Annotated in this window: 3 pseudogenes; all 3 read right to left on the bottom strand. The window is 68.5% G+C overall.

Features of this window, described 5'->3' with window-relative positions:
- Positions 1 to 276: pseudogene (locus ACH34R_RS44020) on the bottom strand (integrase core domain-containing protein); the annotation flags it as partial.
- 7 nt (positions 277 to 283) lie between these two features.
- Positions 284 to 1,673: pseudogene (locus ACH34R_RS44015) on the bottom strand (IS30 family transposase).
- A gap of 109 nt (positions 1,674 to 1,782) precedes the next feature.
- A pseudogene (locus ACH34R_RS44010) lies at positions 1,783 to 2,259 on the bottom strand (IS3 family transposase); the annotation flags it as partial.
- Positions 2,260 to 2,299: the final 40 nt, after the last annotated feature.

The following is a 2,299-nucleotide window of genomic DNA, read 5'->3' as shown; positions in this document are numbered from 1 at the left end:
GTGTTGAGCGTAGTAGATCGCCTCGAACTCCTCGGGCGGGAGGTGTCCGATGGCCGAGTGCAGGCGGGTGGTGTTGAACCAGGCCACCCATTCGGCGGTGGCCAGTTCCACGTCGGCAAGGCTGTGCCATGGGCCACCGGGCTTGATCAGCTCGGTCTTGAACAGGCCGATCTGCGATTCCATCAGGGCGTTGTCGAGCGCATCACCGACCGTGCCGATGGAGGCGTCGATGCCGGCCGCCGGCAGATGGGTGGTGAACCGGAAAGACGTGTATTGCTTGGGCTCAACCGGTCGTCGCAACACTGCTGCTCATCAGCAAGTTTAGATGCTCGCTGAAGGCTTCGGCCGGTGTCTTCCACCCGAGAGTCTTTCGAGGTCTAGTGTTGAGCGTGAACGCCACGGCCGCCAACTCTTCGGCACTCCATCGAGACAGGTCGGTGCCTTTGGGGAAGTACTGGCGCAGCAGTCCGTTCGTGTTCTCGTTGGTGCCTCGCTGCCAGGGGCTGTGCGGGTCGGCGAAATAGATCTGCACGCCTGTGTCGATGCGCAGCTGCGCATGCTGGGCCAGCTCCGTCCCCCGGTCCCAGGTCAGTGAACGGAGTAGCTGCCCGGGCAACCCGATGATCTCCTTGGTGATCGCGTCCCGCACGGCTTCGGCGCCGCGGCCGGCCAGCGCCGGACCGTTCTTCACACGCTCCTGAACGCCGTAGCCCTCCATCCGGGGCAGGTGCAACAGCAGAGTGAACCGGGTCGTGCGCTCCACCAGAGTGCCGATCGCTGAGCGACCGGCGCCGATGATGAGATCACCTTCCCAGTGGCCCGGGACCGCGCGGTCGTCGGCCTCGGCCGGCCTCTCGCTGATCAGCACTTCAGGGGTCACGTGGCCGCCGTTCTTGCGCTGGGTGCGTGCGCGCGGGACCCGCAGCGCCCGCCCGGTGCGCAGGCAGGCGACCAGCTCCCGCTTGAGCGCTCCTCGTCCCTGGATGAACAGGGCCTGATAGATCGCCTCGTGTGAGATCCGCATGGCGTCATCCTCGGGAAAGTCGGCCTTCAGCCGATGGGAGATCTGTTCGGGGCTCCACGACCTCGCCCAGCGGCGGTCTTGACGGCGGGGTTTGCTGCGCGCCGTCTGTGGTCCCGTCATGGGTGTGCCGTCGGGGTGGCGGACCTGTCCGGCCAGCCGCTCCTGCACGTACTCGCGCAGCTGCTGGTTGGGCCGCCAGTTTGGCGGTCTTCGGCCGGCGGGCCCGGCGTTCGGCGTGCCATTGCGCGACCGTCGCCCGGTATTCCACGTCATACGTCCGGGTCGAGGCGTTGCGCCGCAGCTCGCGGGAGATCGTCGACGGCGACCGTCCCAGGCGCCGGGCGATCTCTCGCACGCCGGCCTTCCGGGCACGGCACAACGCGATCTCTTCCCGTTCGGCGAACGACAGATAGCGGCCCGACACGGTCGGGGCAAGGCCTGGATTCACCCCGCCAGCCTGGCGAAACCAGCGCGTCCCGACCGCCGGTGACACGCCGATCTCCGCTGCGGAGTCCTCCGAGGTCATCCCACGAGCAATCGCTTGCCAGAACCGGACGCGGTCCTGTCGCCAGGCGACCGTGGGCCGCCCCGGTGAGGGGATCTGACCGCGATACAACCGGACATCCTGCTGCTTCTTGCCCAGGCCCATGCACAACACCTCCAGGGATGGAGTGTTGCGACGACCAGTTGAATCCGCCTTGACTGCCGGCGTCCGAGTGATGAATCAGTCCCGGCCCGGCCGGGTGGCCGGTGCGCTCTCGCCGCCACAGGGCCATGTCCAGGGCGTCCAGCACCAGGCCGGTCTGTTTGGTGAGCGAGGCGGCCCAGCCGACGATCGCCCGGGAGTAGATGTCGACGACGAACGCGACGTAGACCACCCCGCACCAGGCGGAAACGTGGGTGAAGTCGGCCACCCAGGCGGCGTTCGGCCGCTGGGCGGTGAAGTCGCGCCGCAGCCGGTCGCTCGCGCGCTCGTGTCCTGGATCGGAGGTGGTGGTGCGGATCTTCTTGCCGCGCCGGGCGCCTTGCAGGCCCAGGGCGCGCATGCGCCGCTCGACGGTGCAGCGGGCCACCCGGTGCCCCTCGCGCTGCAGTTGCTGCCAGACCTTGCGGGCGCCGTAGACGCCGTAATCGGCGGCGTGGACGCGCGCGATGTGCTCGTCCAGTTCCGCGTCGCGCCGGGCGCGGGCAGAGGGCGGACGGTTCTTGGCGGCGTAGTAGGTGCTGGTGGAGATGGGGCGGCCGTGCTCGGTCAGGACACGGCAGATCGGCTCG

The organism is Spongiactinospora sp. 9N601 (genome assembly GCF_044326295.1).
Taxonomy (GTDB): domain Bacteria; phylum Actinomycetota; class Actinomycetes; order Streptosporangiales; family Streptosporangiaceae; genus Spongiactinospora; species Spongiactinospora gelatinilytica.
The sequence above is the reverse complement of the archived record's forward strand: the minus strand, read 5'-3'. Positions and strand labels throughout refer to the sequence as shown.